This is a genomic window from Arachidicoccus sp. BS20 (assembly GCF_001659705.1).
Lineage (GTDB): Bacteria > Bacteroidota > Bacteroidia > Chitinophagales > Chitinophagaceae > Arachidicoccus.
Map to the genome: position 1 here is coordinate 744,656 of NZ_CP015971.1, position 16,425 is coordinate 761,080.

At 38.4% G+C, this 16,425-nt stretch carries 14 protein-coding genes and 1 tRNA gene; 8 read left to right on the plus strand and 7 right to left on the minus strand.

From position 1 onward, the window contains the following. Positions 1 to 7 precede the first annotated feature (7 nt). The 6 genes from A9P82_RS03435 to A9P82_RS03460 are packed head-to-tail and all read left to right on the plus strand — an operon-like array spanning position 8 to position 6,761. A complete protein-coding gene (locus A9P82_RS03435) occupies positions 8 to 802 on the plus strand; it encodes a class I SAM-dependent methyltransferase (protein ID WP_066204210.1) in 795 nt (264 codons plus the stop codon). 16 nt (positions 803 to 818) lie between these two features. Then, entirely contained in the window at positions 819 to 1,730 is a 912-nt protein-coding gene (locus tag A9P82_RS03440) for a hypothetical protein (protein WP_066204211.1), read from the plus strand. Beyond that, positions 1,717 to 3,168 carry an oligosaccharide flippase family protein gene (locus tag A9P82_RS03445; RefSeq protein ID WP_066204213.1) on the plus strand — a complete coding sequence of 484 codons (1,452 nt, stop codon included), beginning with the start codon at positions 1,717 to 1,719 and terminating at the stop codon, positions 3,166 to 3,168. Before A9P82_RS03440 ends, A9P82_RS03445 begins: the two co-directional genes overlap by 14 nt. After that, positions 3,165 to 4,388 (plus strand): O-antigen ligase family protein, encoded by a 1,224-nt coding sequence (locus A9P82_RS03450; RefSeq protein ID WP_066204215.1) that lies wholly within the window; start codon positions 3,165 to 3,167, stop codon positions 4,386 to 4,388. Before A9P82_RS03445 ends, A9P82_RS03450 begins: the two co-directional genes overlap by 4 nt. Continuing rightward, positions 4,385 to 5,482 (plus strand): glycosyltransferase family 4 protein, encoded by a 1,098-nt coding sequence (locus A9P82_RS03455; RefSeq protein WP_066204217.1) that lies wholly within the window; start codon positions 4,385 to 4,387, stop codon positions 5,480 to 5,482. Before A9P82_RS03450 ends, A9P82_RS03455 begins: the two co-directional genes overlap by 4 nt. Further along, entirely contained in the window at positions 5,469 to 6,761 is a 1,293-nt protein-coding gene (locus A9P82_RS03460; protein WP_066204219.1) for an O-antigen ligase family protein, read from the plus strand. Before A9P82_RS03455 ends, A9P82_RS03460 begins: the two co-directional genes overlap by 14 nt. Positions 6,762 to 6,765: 4 nt before the next feature. On the opposite strand, the gene A9P82_RS03465 is transcribed toward A9P82_RS03460, so the two are convergent. The 7 genes from A9P82_RS03465 to A9P82_RS03495 form a co-directional block, all read right to left on the minus strand. Continuing rightward, positions 6,766 to 7,827 (minus strand): glycosyltransferase, encoded by a 1,062-nt coding sequence (locus A9P82_RS03465; RefSeq protein WP_066204221.1) that lies wholly within the window; start codon positions 7,825 to 7,827, stop codon positions 6,766 to 6,768. Next, complete coding sequence (locus tag A9P82_RS03470) at positions 7,820 to 8,860, minus strand: glycosyltransferase family 9 protein (protein ID WP_066204223.1); 1,041 nt, start codon at positions 8,858 to 8,860, stop codon at positions 7,820 to 7,822. The genes A9P82_RS03465 and A9P82_RS03470 overlap by 8 nt, the downstream gene beginning before the upstream one ends. Next, positions 8,850 to 9,998 carry an amidohydrolase family protein gene (locus A9P82_RS03475; RefSeq protein WP_066204224.1) on the minus strand — a complete coding sequence of 383 codons (1,149 nt, stop codon included), beginning with the start codon at positions 9,996 to 9,998 and terminating at the stop codon, positions 8,850 to 8,852. The genes A9P82_RS03470 and A9P82_RS03475 overlap by 11 nt, the downstream gene beginning before the upstream one ends. Before the next feature lie 306 nt (positions 9,999 to 10,304). Beyond that, positions 10,305 to 11,426, minus strand: a complete 1,122-nt coding sequence (locus tag A9P82_RS03480) for a DUF1972 domain-containing protein (protein WP_066204226.1) — start codon at positions 11,424 to 11,426, stop codon at positions 10,305 to 10,307. Between the two features lie 243 nt (positions 11,427 to 11,669). Continuing rightward, positions 11,670 to 11,743 (minus strand) — tRNA-Met (locus A9P82_RS03485). An 85-nt stretch (positions 11,744 to 11,828) separates the two neighbouring features. Beyond that, positions 11,829 to 13,364 carry a glutamine-hydrolyzing GMP synthase gene (gene guaA, locus A9P82_RS03490; protein WP_066204228.1) on the minus strand — a complete coding sequence of 512 codons (1,536 nt, stop codon included), beginning with the start codon at positions 13,362 to 13,364 and terminating at the stop codon, positions 11,829 to 11,831. 194 nt (positions 13,365 to 13,558) lie between these two features. Further along, positions 13,559 to 15,088, minus strand: a complete 1,530-nt coding sequence (locus tag A9P82_RS03495; protein ID WP_066204230.1) for a glycoside hydrolase family 32 protein — start codon at positions 15,086 to 15,088, stop codon at positions 13,559 to 13,561. 176 nt (positions 15,089 to 15,264) lie between these two features. On the opposite strand from A9P82_RS03495, the gene A9P82_RS03500 reads away from it, so the two are divergent. Both A9P82_RS03500 and A9P82_RS03505 read left to right on the plus strand, forming a co-directional pair. Further along, on the plus strand, positions 15,265 to 15,624 hold the full coding sequence (locus tag A9P82_RS03500; RefSeq protein WP_082915200.1) for a hypothetical protein: 360 nt from the start codon (positions 15,265 to 15,267) through the stop codon (positions 15,622 to 15,624). A 2-nt stretch (positions 15,625 to 15,626) separates the two neighbouring features. Further along, positions 15,627 to 16,244 carry a TetR/AcrR family transcriptional regulator gene (locus tag A9P82_RS03505; protein WP_066204232.1) on the plus strand — a complete coding sequence of 206 codons (618 nt, stop codon included), beginning with the start codon at positions 15,627 to 15,629 and terminating at the stop codon, positions 16,242 to 16,244. Positions 16,245 to 16,425: the final 181 nt, after the last annotated feature.

The window sequence follows — 16,425 nt, forward strand, 5'->3', positions numbered from 1 at the left end:
GCACACGATGATGAATGAAGAACTTGTAAGCAAAGCATTTTCCTTTCAATCGGTCGTGTTTGATGAGCTGAATGAAGGTAATAAACTGACACATCACTTGCGTGAAATTTACCGGAAGGAAATAGTGAAAAATGCAAAACCCGGCAGCAACATTTTAGAGCTGAACTGCGGCACGGGCATAGACGGCATCTACTTTGCAGCGCAAGGCTTTAATGTGTTATCGACAGATAATGCCGAAGGAATGTTTGATGTTCTGAATCAAAAAATAAACAAATATCATTTGGAGCAAAACATTCAAACCAAGCTTTGTTCCTTCAACGAATTGTATGAGTTGCGCGATAAAAAATTTGACTATATCATATCAAATTTCGGCGGACTAAACTGCACTGATAATCTTAAAGAAGTGTTGTACCAGCTTAAAGAGCACCTGAATGAAAATGGTAAAGTTACTTTAGTAATTATGCCGAAAGTATCGCCGTGGGAATTGGTTATGGCTTTGAAGGGCGATTTTAAAACGGCTTTCAGGCGGTTCAAAAAGCATACAAAAGCGCATATCGAAGGCGTGTATTTTTCGGTTTATTATTACAATCCGTCTTACATTATAAAACGCTTGAAATTCGATTTTGACGTGCTTACTTTAAAGGGAATTTATTTTGCCGTGCCGCCTGAATTTTATCAACGCTTCGTGGAACGTTATCCGAAAATGTATAAAATACTTCAGAAAATTGAACGCGGCATGGGCAACCATTTTCCCTTTAACCGTTGTTGCGACCACTTCTTAATTACGTTGCAGAAAAAATAAATTATCCCGTAAATTAATGATGCAGCAAACAAAAAATACACAAGATGAAGTAACGGTACATGAATTTTTATCTCAGGTAAAAGAAATCCTTCTTTTCCTGAAACGACTGTGTACACTATATTTCAGAGAATTGGGAAAACGAAAAGCTATTCATGTTTTTCTGTTATTATGCGCTATTGCCGGCGCGTTGTCTTTTATTTTTCATCCAATAAAAAAATACGAAGCAACCGCTTCATATAAGTACGACAGCCCTGCGGGAAAGTTATATGGCGAAATGCTTGATAAAGTAAACGGGCTTATTCAAACACATTCTTACACGCAGCTTCATCAATACATTCACTTGCCATTGCAACAACTCGAAAGCATTCAAAAAATTGAAGCGAAAAACATTTACGGAAGTCCGTTGTCTGACGATATGACCAACAGCAAAGACAAAATATTTTACATATCGGTTACAAGTTCAAACGCCACAGTATTTGATAGTTTAGGAACTGTATTGGAAAATTATCTGAATAACAATATATCTGTTCGTGAGACATTGCAACGCGAAACCGAAGAATTTACGCAAGGTATTTTGTACAGAAAGAAAGCCTTGACCATGCTTGATTCCGCAACAAGCGCATACATCAAAAGCATGAACAGGAACACGTCGCCATCGTCGTTGCTGCCCGCAAACGCAAGCCAATTCAATATTTCACAAATATTCGATGAAGGAAAAAATATTACGCAGGAGATTGTAGATATGCAAAGTTTTTTGAACGACAGGCGAATTGTAAAACTGCAAGAACCTTTTATGGCAAGTGCAAATCCGGTTCAGTCAAGCAAACTAAAAATCATATTGCTGGCGGTTGCATGCTTTGTGGCGGCAAGTCTCATCATCATTTTTATTTCTGTGTTTTTTATCAAAAAGAAATATGCTTCGCAATAAAAATATCATCAATAGTTGCTGGAACATCGCAGATATATTTTTATATCCGGTATTGTTTTTTGTAAGCACCTCTTTCTTCATCCGGCATCTGGGACAAACACAATTCGGAATATGGATGCTGGTCAATACCATTATTGTGTCTATGCAAATGTTCAATTTCGGCATCGGAAGCACCGTATTAAAAAACACGGCTTTGCACATTGGCGCGCAAAATGAAAACGGAAAAATCAATGTTGTCAATAATGCGGTCAGCATCACATTGATTCTCTTTGCATTGTGTGTAATGCTGGGCGTTGCAGGATATTTTCTTGTGTACCATAAACATTTATTTGATATAGCAAATGCCGACAGGTTGCTGTGCGCCAAATGTATTGTTATCGCAGGTTTGCTTGTTGGCTTGAAGTTTTTTGAGCAAATTTTTACCAACTATTTCAAAGCGCTGGAAGATTATAAAATAGCCGCATTGCTTGGAAGCGGCAACCGCTTGTCCGGTCTCATTATCAACATTATTTTCTTATGGATATTTAAAATAAATATACTCGGATTGCTATCCGTTTTGTTCGTTGTGAACAGCATATTTATTATCATAGGATTTTTTTTGATGCGCCGGAATACCAATAATTACGCTTTCAAATTCAATCTTAAAATTTCTAAGGAAGAAGCGTCATTTGCCTTGTTCACATGGTTTCAATCGCTGGCGATTATCATTATTTTTCAGTCGGACAGATATTTAATTGTAAGTGGTTTCGGATTGATAACATTGAGCTATTACGCTTTAACGGCAACCATGTTCAATCACTTGCACATGGGCTTCAGCGCCCTGCTGCCGTGGATTTCGCCAAAGCTCACCAAACTTTATGCACAACAAAAAAACGGCAGGGAATTATATGCCGCAGCGCAAAGTGCGGTAACGTGCGGCGCATTGATTTTACTATTGATTTTGTACTTGATATACCCGTTTGTATTCCGGGTAATTCTTGGTACAAACACTTTCAATGAAATAAAAGAATACACAAAATACTTTATCGTATTTGAATCGTTTTTTGTTTTGGGCATTGTGCCTGCATACTATTTTAATGCAGTCGGGCACGAGCGCATTTACCTGTATTTTATCTTATTCTTTGCTGCTTTCGCTTTGACCGCCATGCTTGTATCGATGCGATTATTTCATACGCCAATCGCCGTGTTGTACGGCTTAACAGTTGCAACAATTGCGGGAATGTTCGTGCTAAGAATGATTTTGTCGAAGATATTGTACAACACGTATCAGGTGTTGATATGCGCCGTTCAATTGCTGCCTTCCGTAATGATGGCTGTCTTTATCCTTTGCCCCGATATAACGGTTAAATGCCTGAGCATATTAATTTTTATTGTCAGTCTTTATTTATTAAACCTACGCGGCGGCAGAGAAAAATTTTTAATCCTTGTAAATTCATGAACCAACGTGTACATAGTAATTTGATTTTGATAACGGCAATCATCTACCTGTTTTTCAACAGCGTACTATTGCCGCAAGGATTGTATTTTACAACCTTACTCACGCCGTTTTTTTTCATTCATTTGATTAAAGTGCGCGGCTTGAAATATTACTTGTATTTCTTTATAGTTACGCTTCTGTTTGCCTGCATTCAATTGCCGACCGTAGAACATCTTAGAGATTATGTTATATCATTTGTCTTACTGCAAACGGTAGCCGTTTTTTCAATCAGCGTTTATTATTTACTTACTGAAAACATTGGTCTTGAAAAAATATTCAAGTCGCTTGCATCCGTAAATATTGCACTTATCGCCGTTGCAATTATAGTATTAGCCATTCCCTCAATTCGTTCTTTGATGTGGTATTTAAAACCCATCAGCCCGAATGTTCCTATTATTCCGAGATTGAAAATGTTCACGGTTGAAGCGTCTTATTATTCGCTTATCATCATGCCATTGGCAGGCTATTATTTTTTAAAGAAAATTTTATTAATCGGCAAGCACTATTTGTTATTCATTTCACTTTGTGTATCGTTGTTATTGAGCTTTTCGTTAGGCGCACTATGCACCATGTTCATCAGCATTTCAGTCGTTTTGTTACTTAACCGGAACGAGCTAAGACACAAAATAAATTTCAATTTATTGGCAGGCGGAGCGATGCTTTTTATTATTGGTATGGCAATATTATTCTTCTTTTATCCGCACAATCCGCTGTTTGAAAGAATACAAAATATTCGTACAGGGCAAGATACTTCCGCGCGCGGACGAACTTATGAAGCATTCTACATAGCTTGGAACGTTGCCAAAATGAAATCGATATTTTTCGGGTGCGGCTTGGGGCAATTCAAATACATTGGTAGAAATTTTGTCGATTATTATTACTCCTATTCCATTATTCCAAACGTTGTTCGCATTCCCAATGCAGTAGCTGAAACGCTGTCTATATACGGCATTGCGGGCATTGTCATCAGGTTTTCATTAATCATTTTTCTGTTTATCAAAACAAAGGTTTGGCAAAATTATTACCGGCAATGTTTATTCGTTTTCATTTTTATTTACCAGTTCACGGGTAGTTATTTATTCAATCCGGCAGAATATATAATGTGGATTTTGGCGTTCAGCCCGTCCCTATTCCCGCAGTTTAAAAAAGAAAAATTCAACTATAAATTGGTCATAGCATGAGAGTCTTATTCATCAGCAGGGCAACTTTATTTTCCGACAGAGGCGGCGATACGGTTCAGGTAGAAAATACCGCCTGTGCATTAAAGCGCTTTGGCGTAGATACAGACATTGAATTGTGCAGCAACAAAAACATTGATTACAGCCGGTACGACTTGATTCATTTCTTCAACATTATACGTCCTGCAGACATTATTTATCACATTGACAAATCACGTATTCCGTTTGTTGTTTCGCCCATTTATCTTACTTATGAAGAAACAACAAAATATTCGAAAAGCCTGAAAAATAAGGTACTTCGCTTGTTCGGCAAACACGGTCAGGAATATGTAAAATGTGTGGCAAGAAAAATGATTAACAGAGAAAAAATTATTTCACGAAAATACATTTTGTTAGGGCAAAAAAAATCTATTGAATATATCTTAAAAAGATGCACGTGCCTGTTGCCAAATTCATTAAGCGAATACGAAAGGCTTCATAAAGATTTCAGGTGCGCCGGCAACTTTTCCGTAGTTCCCAACGCAGTGGATACCGAAATTTTCACTGAAGAAAAAAACACCATGCGAAAGGAAAATTCCGTGATTTGTGTAGGACGTATAGAGCCGCGCAAAAACCAGTTGAACCTGATACGCGCACTCGAAAACAGCGATTACCAACTTACTATTGCCGGTGCAGCATCGACCAACCATCAGGCGTATTTTGAAGAGTGTAAACGAGCCGCTTCTTCAAGAGTTACGTTCATCGATTTTTCCGACCAAAAAATTATATCAAAACTGTATAACGAACATAAAACGCACGTGCTGGCAAGCTGGTTTGAGACAACAGGATTAAGCTCTTTGGAAGCCGCTGCCTGCGGCTGCAACATTGTTGTAAGCGACAAAGGCGATACCAGAAATTATTTTTCGGAAGCAGGCTACTATTGCAATCCAGCCGATTTAGAAAGCATCAAACAAGCGATTGATACTGCTATGAATGCGCCGGCAAACCGCAGGTTTATGAACAAAATATTGAAAGAATATACCTGGCAAAAAACTGCAGCAGCCACTTTAAAAGTTTATCGCAGCGTGCTGAAAAAACAAAAAAATGGAACAATATAAACCCCAAGGGAACATTTTCTGCAAGCTGTATTTTACAGGCATTTTATTCCTCTTATTATCAACCGTTCTGGGCATCAGGCTAAGCGCGTTCAACAGCTCTGCCATTATTTTTTTGTGTGTTGTATGGATTGCCGAAAGAGATTTTAAAAACAAAATACTGCGATTGAAAAAAGAATCTTTTTGGCTCATTACTACTGCATATTATTGCCTGTATATCATCAGCATATTTACTGCTGAAAATAAAGCGCAGGCGATTGCCACGGCGCAAAATATGCTGCCTTTGCTGGTATTACCCATCATCTTTTTTTCGAAAAATATTTTTAAAAAAGATGCCATCATTTTCTTGCTCAAAGCCTTTGTTTACGCCGCATTTTTGTGGATGAGCATTGCAACCATTATTGCACTTAAAAAATATTTTACCACCGGCGACATAACCGTAATGTTTTATCATCCGCTGGTCAGCGCATTACTTTCTAATGCTATTTATGCCGAATTAATTTGCGTTATCTGTACTGCAATTATTTTCAATATTCCCGCATCTAAAAAATGGAAAATATGGATGCTTTTGTTTTTTACAATATGGATAATACTGCTTTCGTCCCGTATGTTCCTGTTTATTTACGGCTGCCTTATTTTGCTAAACTTATATAAGCATTTTTCCAAAATGCAAAAAGTTCTGTTAGTCGGTTGTATAGCACTGTTTGCTGCTTGCATTGTATTTACCAACAACCCGATTCGCAAAAGATACGATGATTTTAAAGGCTTCAAACTTTCTTATCTTACTGCGCCGTCGTTCAACCAAAGCATATACTTTGACGGACTAAGCCTTAGGCTGGTTTACTGGCGTTATTCATTGGAAATTTTACAGGAACAAGACAAATTTATTACCGGCGTAAGTACCGGCGACGCAAGAGATTTGTTAGACAAAAAAATACGCGCTTTTCACATGAACATCGGCAACGACACGCCCGGCGATAACGGCTATTTAAAATATTCGTTTCACGGCGCATACCTTGAAAGCCTTGTGTGCTTTGGCTTTGCGGGTTTATTATTACTTCTGGTTTATTACGGATATATCGGCTATCTTGGTTTTGTAGAGAAAATTCCTTTGTTGCGCAACATCTTTATCATCATGGTATTCAGCTCATTTTCCGACTTAATCGTAATGGACTGCCAGTGCGACCTGTCGCTTATTCTTACCATCGTTTATCTCGCCGTTTCTTACGCGAAAAGTGAACGCAGGCATATAGATATTCCAAAAATGGTACTGGAAAATTAAGCAGTTATTTCTCACTGAACAATTGCATAAATTTCCTTGCGGTATCGCCCATATCGAAAAGCAAAACGGACTCATGTTCAAGCGCACTGTCATTCAATAAATGCAAGGTTTTCTGCATCATTTCTTCTTTAGTACTTACTTTGTGCCAATGACTGATTTCACTGTTCATGGCTTTTATAAAACTCACAACATGAGCGCCGGCATATAATGCTTCGAGACATACATTGCTAAAACCTTCGTAATTGGAAGTGTGTAAAAGAACTTTTGACTGTTGCAGCAAATCGAAAATTTCTTCCTGCGAAAGTTTGCCCGTAAGCGTAATATTTTGAGTCAAATTCAATTTTTCAATCTGCAATTCCAGTCTTTCTCTTTCCAAGCCGTCGCCGCACAAATAAACGTTGATGTCCGGAAAAACTTTTTTTAATTCCGCGACAATATCGACAAAAACATCGTATTGCTTTAAAGGCGACAGCCCGCCAACACCAATAATATCAATTGTTCTGGAAGATTTCCTTAATTGAAACTGTTGCGTATCAATCGCATTGGGAATTAAATGCGCGGGACGAATATGATGATTTTCATAAAATTTGTCCATCAAAAAATCGGACATGGCAACGAGTTCTTCAGGCTTCGGGCGAATACGTTTTACAAATTTATTTTCGCGCTTCGCATCTTGTCCGCTTATCCAGCAAAGATGTTTTATGCGATACAACTTAGAAAAATAATGCGCCACAAAAGCGCATTCAGCGCACCAAAAACTCAGCAAGCCGATAATTTTTTTCTGCTTGTTAAGCGACCGCAGTTTATTAAAAACTTTTATCCAAAGCAACTTGTTGGTCATCCCGTTTTTATTTGCTCCGGCAAACGGAATCACCAAATTTCCGTTCCAATAATATTCGTTTTTGCTTACGGGAAATTGAAAACTTAAAACGATAATTTCAAGGTCGGGAAAGTTTCTGTTAATACATTTTATCAATCGCTGCTTTGCCGGAACCCAGATGGATTCTTGGTTTGAGGCGTCTAAAGGAAATGCGGGCGTTAATATGACTAATGTTTTCTTACTCAATTTTTGTAATAAAATCTTTCACTTTTTCAAAAATAAATTCGGGCGTATAACGTGTAAGGCAATGCACATCGCCCCTGCTGCAAAATTCCCGCATACAATTGCCGCAAGGCAAATCATCGGAACTGAACACCAAAGAATTTTTATTTTGCGGTGATACCCAATCACTTCTTGTTGAGCCCAAAATAGCAACAGTCGGTTTGTCCGAAACCCACGACATGTGCATCAATCCTGAATCTTCCGATAACACAAATTGTACACGCTGAATAATTTTAAAACCTTCCGCCGGTGTTGTTCTATCAATTAAACAAATCAGCTTATCGCGCAATTTCTCTTTCAAGTATAATGCCTTGCCTTTGATAAAATTTGTACCCATTGCAACAAATTGCGTATCAGGAAACTGCTGTAACCAGAGTTTTGCGAATGAAACATAATTATCAATGTTCCAGTTGCGTGTGCCGAAAGCCGCAGCCGGATTAAGAATTACCAATTTACTTGCGCCGTCCCAGCCATGCGCCAACAGCAATTTTTCTTCATCGTCATATCCTGTTTTGAATTGAAATTGTGCGTTCATCACGCTTTTAAAACCTGCGGCTTCAATTGTCAATCTTGTTCTTTCTCCCGCCGCATGGGGCGAATATTTATCAAACTCGGACCATGCTTTGGCGTTCAGGATTTTTCTTGTGTACCGGCTAATCGGATTGTTTTGCAAGTCCAGCACCACATCGTATCTTCTGAAAATCAATCTCGGTAACATGAACAAAGCGTAAACGCATTGCTTATAAAAATTCCGCTTACCGCCGATTGAATAAACATGGTTAAACAAAGCCAAACTCTTCGGAATCGAATCGACTTCTTTTCTTGTCAGGAAGTCGAGTTGTGTTTCCTCCGGCAATGATTTTCGTAAAGCATTTAAGTACGGAAGCGTGATAACCGTATCGCCCATGGCTTGCAGCCGAATCGCCAAAACCCGCTTGGGCGGCTTATTTCCGAGCCACGGCTTTGCAGGAATATGAAGTTGTATATTATTCGACATCAACAGGAAATTTTATTTCGGGCGAATATTTTTTTATGTTTTTTATTAATGAAGGCACATTGCCGTAAACATATTTTTTCTCTCCGTTTACATAAACAACAGAAAAAGTTTTAAGCGAAAGATACTTTAGCTGAAGCATCAATGAAGCATCGAACAAAACGATATTTCCTTTGTGCAGTATCAGTTGTATATCTTCGGGATTTGTTGCAAAAAAACTTTCTGCATAGTTTTTATTTTTTTGTTTTACAATCATCAAATCCGCACCGCAATTTTCTTTGATGGCACCAGCATTAATCTTCCAAATATCGGCTGGCAAAGAAGTTACGGAGTTTATCAACGCTTCATCATCCAACATTTTTGTTTCCCGCGCTTCGCGAAGATGATGCCAGATATTCCAATCGGCGGACACACAAGAATCTGTACCGAATAATATTTTTGTATGATGTTTCAATTCGTCAATTGCGGCAGTTTTGTTATAAAGAAAGAAATTAGAATCGGGACACCACACCAACGCTTTAAACTTTTTCGCCTGCCGCACATTCATTGCTATACCATGCACGCCAACGATTTCACGACAAAAGAAATTCCACTCAAACAATTCATCTATTTCATGGTATCGTTCCTTGTCCGTGCCTTCGCCGATATGAATTACATAAGGAAGTTTTTCTCCGAAAGGCTTATTCAGTCTATATTTCCAACGTTTATCCAACCTTACGGAATGCAATGAAACACATTCTCCGAAAACAGTTATCGGAACTTCTTTCAGTTCAAATGCTTCGCCGTGCTGCACAACCGTTGTAACGCCTGAAATCAGATTTTTATAAACGCCCCACATTGCACGAAGCGCTTTGGGGACACGCAAAATCTCTTGAATCATCTCTTTGTTTTGCAAATGAATATCTGTTCCCCATTCGAGATAATTTTTATAAACACGATTGCCTAACTTTGGAAAAAGATTATAATCCAAATGGTCGTGCGAGTTGATAAGCCCGGGAAATACGAAACAATTTTCAAAATAAATTTCCTCTTTATTAATATTATGTTCCGCCTGATTAAAAGAAATTTTTTCTATCTTTTTTTCTTTAATCAAAAGATGAACGATGTCTTTATCCGATATTTTTAGATTGTGTAAAAGCATATTTACAATGTGGATTCAACCTTTCTTTTATTTTCTTTTGCTTCAGTACGTGTCCTCACGTACGGAAATATTATGGTGCCGTGAGACACGAACCAAGGCGATGGCAAAAGAAAAAATTTTATAGAAGTTGAGGATCTCTCTGTCTTTCAGTTTTCTTCTTATAAATTGGGGAACATACATTTCTACATTATAATATTTCGGATTTAAATCATTCTATAAACATTTTCTGAATTGTATTGCATACAAAATTTTGTACCCGTGCATTTCAAAAGTGCAAGCAAATTTCTCTTCTGTCACAAATCACAATTACAACGCTAATACGCATTTATGTTGCTTTTCAAAGAGAATTTGTTCAAAATGTTCCAAGTATTGATGAACAATATTTTCCCAGGAATAATGATTAATAACTTTCGCTATATTTCCTCTTATCATTTCACGGTTATTGTTTTTTGAAACACGATTGAGCGTGTTTGCAACGTCTTCGGCATCGGAAAAATAATAAGCGTCTTTGCCCAAAATGGTTTTGTTGAAAACATTGTCGTGCGCGCATATTAGGGTTTGCGAAGCCATCGCTTCAATCAACGACGGATTGGTCCCACCAACACTATGCCCGTGAAAATAAATGTTGGAAAAATACCTGAGATTATTCAGCCTGTCAATATCATAAATACTGTCCATAAAACGGATGAATTTAAAAGGTGCATATTTTTCTTTTAAATATTTACCGTATTTCGTTTCGCAATTTCCAACAACGAGGAAAGTAGTTTTACTCGCAGCGAGCAATGTTCCGTCAAGAATTGTTTCAATATTATTTTCTTTTTCCAATCTTGCCACAAGCATATTATAGCCGTATTTTTCAACATCGTACTCTTTCAGTATAAGCTCTTCCGGTTCGTCAAAAATGTGTGCACCATAAGGAATATATTCCGTCTTTGCATTATATTTATTCGATATATATTTTTGAATACCAATCGAATCCGAAATAAGATAATGACTGTGTTTTACAGCTAAGCTTTCGGCATAAAGAAGGAAACGGCGTACTACTTTTGAATATTTGCTTCGTTTCCATTCAAAGCCATCCATATTGGTTGTAATCACGCTTTTTCTCTTCGGTAAAAGCCTGCCCCACACGGAACTGCTGGTATAACCTAACTGAAGAATAATGTCATATTCCTGATGACGTGTATCTACAATACAATTAAAATCGTAAACAAATTGCCCGACGGTACCAATGAGATGTTCGGGGTCAAAACAATGGACAATATTTACTCCATTCCAATTACTTCCCTTGAAGGGATGTTTGTGGGAATTATATACAGTAACAGTATACCCCAAGTTGACAAGCCCGACTGAAAGATATTCAGCAAACTGCTCAAAACCTCCGTAATTATTAGGAATACCTCTGGTTCCAATAATAGCTATATTCATCTTAACTCCAATATGAAGGTATAAACAACCATATCGTTTGAAGAGTTGCTTCAAACATGAAATATTTAATACTATCAGTGAATATGATAATTGGGCTACAGGTTTATATAAAGATGGAAAATTTTAAGATTTGGCACAAATGAGCAGCACAGTCTAAAAACGATAAATTTTATATGGAGCATGAAATTTATAAAACAAAAATCGGCTCTAATGAGCCGATTTAAAGTCTTAATAAAAATATTGTAGCGAGATCGGGAATTGAACCCGAGACCTCAGGGTTATGAATCCTGCGCTCTAACCACCTGAGCTACCTCGCCGTGGTTCGTTAAAACATTTTTTATTTCAACGGGTTGCAAAAGTAATTGGAATTTTGTTTTATTCAAAAATAAATTCAACAAATTCTTACTCCCACTCAATTGTTGCAGGCGGCTTGCTGCTGATGTCGTACACTACGCGATTAATACCGCGCACATTATTAATAATTGCGTTAGATACATTTGCCAGAAATTCATAAGGAAGATGTGCCCAGTCTGCCGTCATACCGTCAACAGAAGTTACGGCACGCAAGGCAACGGTATATTCGTAAGTACGTTCGTCGCCCATAACACCCACACTTTTTACAGGCAATAAAATCGCTCCAGCTTGCCACACTTTATCATACAAATCATTATCTTTTAACGCTGTAATATATTGCTCATCAGCCTCTTGCAGCAGTTGTGCTTTTTCGGCGGTTACTTCTCCCAAAATCCTGATTGCCAATCCCGGACCGGGAAAAGGATGACGGTTAATCATATCCTGCGGAATGCCAAGCTCCAATCCAACGCGGCGCACCTCATCTTTAAACAAGGAACGTAAAGGCTCTACCAATTGCAGGTTCATGGTTTCGGGTAAGCCGCCGACATTGTGATGTGATTTAATGGTAACGGACGGACCATGCACACTCACACTTTCAATTACATCGGGGTAAATGGTTCCTTGTCCCAGAAACGCCGCTTCTTTTATTTTGCCGGCTTCTTCCTGAAATACATCGATAAATAATTTCCCAATCGTTTTTCGTTTTGCCTCAGGGTCGGTTTTTCCTGCGAGTTCTTTATAAAATAAATCTTTGGCATCAATGCCCTTTACATTTAAGCCAATCGTTTTATAGGTTTCCAAAACCTGCTCAAATTCGTTTTTGCGTAGCACGCCATTGTCCACAAAAATCCCGTGCAACCTGTCGCCTATTGCACGGCTGATAAGCGTTGCAGCCACCGTGCTGTCCACACCTCCGCTTAATGCCATGATAACATGGCTGTTGCCAATTTTTTCTTTCAGTTGTCCGATGGTTTCTTCCACAAATGATGCAGGTGTCCAGTCCTGCGAGCAACCACAGATGTTTACCAGAAAATTAAACAATATTCTTTTTCCTTCAATAGAATGATATACTTCCGGATGAAACTGCAAGCCGTACAATGCGTGAGGCATATCATCAGTTTTCTTAAAAGCAGCAACAGGAATACTTGCCGTTGTTGCCAATATTTCAAATCCTTCCGGAAGCTCTTTAATGGAATCGCTGTGACTCATCCACACTTGTGAAGTTTCGGAAACGCCGTTGAGTAAAGCGTCGTCTTTTTGTTTCAGCATTTGCGCGCGACCATATTCACGTTTGTTGGATTTTTCTACACGACCACCAAATTTTTTTGCAGTCAGTTGTGCGCCGTAACACACACCCAACACAGGCACTTTTTCTATAAATGAAGCGACATCCACATCGGGTGCGTTTTCTTCATTTACGCTGAAAGGCGAACCACTGAGGATAATGCCTTTTAAGCTGCTGTCAAATTCAAATGACTTGTGATACGGAAGAATATCGCAATAAACATTTGCTTCGCGTACAGCGCGCGCGATGAGTTGTGTGTACTGGCTTCCAAAATCGAGAATAATAATTTTTTCGGTCATAACGAGCGGGGAAATTTTGCGCAAAAGTAATTAAATTAGAGGCGAAATGAGAAAATAAATGCAAAAGCTAAAGGCTCATCATAAAATATTTTCATTCTTTATTGTACCAATATGTTTATTCCTCGGCGCGGGCTACAGATGGAGCGCATTTGCGACAATAACAGAACGTTCGGGACTTAGTATTACCTAAAAAATTACTTCTCTCCCGTTCTATTTAAATCCCACAACGACAACCGTTCAACAGTAGCCTTTCCTTCCGAAAACAGTGAAATTCCCGTTTCATTTGCTGTTGGGTACAACATGGCACTTATCACTTTTTCTCCATCATTGCCAAATACTTCAAGGGACGATTTATCCAGTAATATCTGAATTTTTACTTTGCCGTTTATAGATTTTAAAGGCGCCGTCTGCAATATATTTTCAACAGATTTGTATCTCTTTCCCGCAACTCCGAAATCGATATACAACAATTGTTTATTCACATCATATCCTACGGCAATTTTGTGATTGTTCGTAGTATCTTCGGCGATATTTATACCGGCTTTGGATGTCTTCTTTACATCAAAAGTTGCTTCTGCCCAATAAGCATTTCCCGTATATTTTTCTATTCCTGTCGGCATTAATATTTTGTTGTTTATCCTGATATGCTTCCAGGTATTATTTCTTCCGGCAGACAAAGCGGATAGAGTTTTGCGAATGATAGATGCCGGTTGCTGAAAAAGCCGGAGCCCTTCATTCGTGTTACGTAAAGATAAATCTCTTGGTATGGACATTTGCCCACGCCAGGGATTGGTTGCTGTATTACCCGGAACCAACCAGCCTATTAAAATTTGTTGATTATGTTCGAGCCTCCACGGAATAGCGGCATAAAAACAATCTCCATTATCCACAGTCAATATCTGCTTGTTTGAATTATCATTGTGAAAATTCTTACCGTCAAAGTCGCCTGTAAAATATTGTATGTACGGCGCTTTATCCCCCCAGCACGAAACAAATAATACCCATTTTATTTTCGATGAATTTCCATTAACCGGAAGCGGAACTAAAAACGGACATTCCCAATCGTGCCCGGTATATCCTGCGGGACCGAAATCGCTCAATATAGTCCATGCTTTAAGGTCTTTTGAACCATAAAGCCTAATCTTGTGTTCATGTACCAACGATACCGTCATTACCCATTCTTTGGCAGGCTCGTACCAAAAAACATTCGGGTCGCGAAAGTCAGCTCTGTTTAAATCTATCACAGGATTTCCCGTATAAAAAGAAAATGTTTTCCCGGTATCATTACTGTAAGCTATGTATTGTGCTTCTTTCTTCTGCTTTGGCAAATCGCCGGTAAAAATTGCCACAAGAGGCGATTCTCCGTTTTTAGAAAATCCGCTTGAGTTATGACTGTCCACAACAGCCGAACCCGAAAAAATAGAAATAACAGAATCCTTCTTTACCACTTCGGGAATAGCTACCGGAAGGTGTTGCCAGTGAACCAAATCTTTACTCACGGCGTGCCCCCAGCTCATGTGCCCCCACACATTATCAAAAGGATTATTTTGAAAATACAAATGAAAAAATCCATCAAAATAGAACAATCCGTTAGGGTCGTTTGTCCACGTTTTTTCCGGTGTAAAATGGTAAACGGGACGCCACTGCGGCGTAGGCGTTTTCTCCTGAGCGGCACAACGAATCAATATAACAGATAAAAGACAAGACAAGAATATTACTCTCATTGATTTTATATTTCTGTAAAAAATATTCCGAAAGATATAACAAAACATCCAAACACTCTATACACAAAATACTTCGAAGAAATGCTCCCACTTTCACTTAATTGTAAAAAATTGTCGCCCGGCAAATATTCCGGCGCAAATGCTTTACCTTTAGAAAAATTTTTCTAAACACTTCTGTGCCGAAGCATATCATCATAGACGAATTGGCGTATGAAGCCATGCTAAGCTTCATCGAAAATTTATACTCAACCGATAAAGCTGGCGCGCTTTCCGATACCGGTTTTATTCTGGATGATTTTTGGTTGCAGGATACTGCCGTGATTGAAAATATAGAACGCAGGCATGGAGCATGGGACGTATGCCTTGTATTTGCCCACTATTTGCAGCCACTTAAACTGATAAAACGAAAAATTACTAATTTCGCATCTTTTAAGAAAGCTGAAGTAACAGCTCATTATATGCGCAGGCTGGCAGCAAAAGACCAGCGCGGCACCATGATTATTAACGAAAAATCTATTGTAGTAAATCTAAGCTGAACATGACGGCAACTAAACAGAGGATAATAAAAACATCTGAACGCCTGTTTTTTCAATACGGTATTGCCAATGTGCGCCTGCAACAAATTGCTGACGAGGTGGGCATTAGCGTAGGCAATCTTGCCTATCATTACAAAAATAAAGAAGCTATTGTGAGCGCCGTTTACGATGCTCTTTTATATGAACTTTCGGAAATATTATCAGCTTATTTGGTTTACCCCGACTTATCCGATTTCGACAAACAATTCTCCGACTTATTTACATTTCTCAACGAAAATATTTTTTATATCAACAATATTTGGGAAATAGAACGCACTTATCCCGACATCAAAAAAGAGTGGGCGGCATTGAATAATAAGATATTGTTACAGTTAAAAAAAAGAATCAAGTACAATATTCAACGCGGCATTATAAAACAGGAATCCTATCCCGGCGAGCACGACTTGCTTGCACAATCCCTATTCTTATCCATTGATTTTTGGATACCGCAACAATTATTACGCGGCAAACCGGTAAGCGCTACACTTTACAAGAAAGCTTTATGGGGCTTACTCTTCCCCCATTTCACAGAGGAAGGAAAAAAAGAGTTTGATAAAATCATCATTCCGATACTGAATTAATTGCCTGCCTGGTTTTAGGGCTTTAATTTACATCCCACACATTCGTACACAAGTTTTCAGACTCAGAAATTCAGACTTAGTTTTATTTGCAGATTCTTTGCAAGAATCTTTTCCTTGCCATAGCTATAGCATACCGGATGAAAGAGCTTAATGTTTACTAAATGTTGACAAACGATTATTC

Excerpts from the sequence above, each read along its gene's own strand:
- A9P82_RS03505 (WP_066204232.1), top strand. The coding sequence starts at position 15,627 with ATGACGGCAACTAAACAGAGGATAATAAAAACATCTGAACGCCTGTTT.
- A9P82_RS03460 (WP_066204219.1), top strand. The coding sequence starts at position 5,469 with ATGGAACAATATAAACCCCAAGGGAACATTTTCTGCAAGCTGTATTTT.
- A9P82_RS03435 (WP_066204210.1), top strand. The coding sequence starts at position 8 with ATGATGAATGAAGAACTTGTAAGCAAAGCATTTTCCTTTCAATCGGTC.
- A9P82_RS03440 (WP_066204211.1), top strand. The coding sequence starts at position 819 with ATGATGCAGCAAACAAAAAATACACAAGATGAAGTAACGGTACATGAA.
- A9P82_RS03455 (WP_066204217.1), top strand. The coding sequence starts at position 4,385 with ATGAGAGTCTTATTCATCAGCAGGGCAACTTTATTTTCCGACAGAGGC.
- A9P82_RS03470 (WP_066204223.1), bottom strand. The coding sequence starts at position 8,860 with ATGTCGAATAATATACAACTTCATATTCCTGCAAAGCCGTGGCTCGGA.
- A9P82_RS03480 (WP_066204226.1), bottom strand. The coding sequence starts at position 11,426 with ATGAATATAGCTATTATTGGAACCAGAGGTATTCCTAATAATTACGGA.
- A9P82_RS03445 (WP_066204213.1), top strand. The coding sequence starts at position 1,717 with ATGCTTCGCAATAAAAATATCATCAATAGTTGCTGGAACATCGCAGAT.
- guaA (WP_066204228.1), bottom strand. The coding sequence starts at position 13,364 with ATGACCGAAAAAATTATTATTCTCGATTTTGGAAGCCAGTACACACAA.
- A9P82_RS03495 (WP_066204230.1), bottom strand. The coding sequence starts at position 15,088 with ATGAGAGTAATATTCTTGTCTTGTCTTTTATCTGTTATATTGATTCGT.
- A9P82_RS03450 (WP_066204215.1), top strand. The coding sequence starts at position 3,165 with ATGAACCAACGTGTACATAGTAATTTGATTTTGATAACGGCAATCATC.
- A9P82_RS03475 (WP_066204224.1), bottom strand. The coding sequence starts at position 9,998 with ATGCTTTTACACAATCTAAAAATATCGGATAAAGACATCGTTCATCTT.